Source organism: Streptomyces sp. NPDC058051, assembly GCF_042885475.1.
Lineage (GTDB): Bacteria > Actinomycetota > Actinomycetes > Streptomycetales > Streptomycetaceae > Streptomyces.
This window is the reverse complement of record NZ_JBHVRW010000091.1, coordinates 1-1,236: the sequence shown is the minus strand read 5'-3', so window position 1 is coordinate 1,236 and position 1,236 is coordinate 1. Positions and strand designations below refer to the sequence as shown.

1 protein-coding gene is annotated in these 1,236 nt (G+C 66.5%); it reads right to left on the bottom strand.

What is annotated here, in order from left to right; translation table 11 throughout:
* The coding region (locus ACFVUT_RS37740) for a beta-ketoacyl synthase N-terminal-like domain-containing protein (RefSeq protein ID WP_389671188.1) at window positions 1-1,218 on the bottom strand (1,218 nt) is incomplete at its 3' end.
* Window positions 1,219-1,236: the final 18 nt, after the last annotated feature.

Below are 1,236 nucleotides of genomic sequence, written 5' to 3'. Positions count from 1 at the left end.
ACCCGTCCCATCAGCAGCCTCCGCAAACGGCTTGCAACGACCATCCAACGACAAACCCCGCTGCCGACTGAACTCCACAAACACACCCGGAGTCGACATCACCGTCACACCACCCGCCAGCGCCAGCGAGCACTCACCATTCCGCAACGCCTGTACCGCAAGATGCAGCGCCACCAACGACGACGAACACGCCGTATCCACCGTCACCGCAGGACCCTCAAGCCCCAACGCGTACGACACCCGACCCGACACCACGCTCGCCACGTTTCCGATGGCGAGGTGGCCCTCGACCTCGCGAGGTCCTTCTCCCAGACGCGGGCCGTATTCCTGCGTTGCGGCCCCGACGAAGACCCCGGTGTCGCTGCCGCGCAGGCAGGTCGGGTCGATGCCGGCGTCCTCCAGTACCTCCCAGGAGGTCTCCAGCAGCAACCGCTGCTGCGGATCCATCGCCAACGCCTCACGCGGAGAAATCCCGAAGAACCCCGCATCAAAACCCGCCACATCCTCCAGGAAGCCACCCTCGCGTACGTAGGAGGTGCCCGCGTGGTCCGGGTCGGGGTCATACAGGCCGTCGACGTCCCAGCCACGATCGGCGGGAAACTCCTTCACCGCATCCGTGCCGGAGATCACGAGGTCCCAGAGATCCTCTGCCGAGGTCACACCACCGGGGTAGCGACAACCGATCGCCACGATCGCGATCGGATCGTTGCGGACGTCTGCGCGCGTCGTCGGCATCAGCGAATCGGTCGACTGATGCTCTCCCAGCAGGTGCCTACGCAGGAAGTCCACGACCGCTTCCGGCGTCGGATAGTCGAAGACCAGCGTCGCCGGCAACCGCTTCCCGGCGGACGCAGCCAACCGGTTCCGCAGTTCGATCGCCATCAGCGAGTCGAAACCCAGCTCCCTGAACGGCCGCGCCAGGTCCACCGGCGCCGAACTCTTATACCCCAGCACCGTGGTAAGGTGCTTTTGTATCAGATCTTGTACCAGTTCGTGCTGGGCGCTCTCGTCCATCGCGGAGAGCCGCTGCGCCAGCCCCGAACCGGTGCCCTCCGCGCCGGCCGCAGCGTTCTGGCGGCGGACCGGCAGCCGTACCAGGTCATCGAACATCGCAGGCATCAGGCCATCGATCGCCTGAGCCCGTAGCGCCGCGAAGTCGATCGCCGCCGCCACGGGTGCCGGCTGCCCGCCGGCCAAAGCCGCGTCGAACAGCTCCAACGCAGCGCTGGTGGCCAT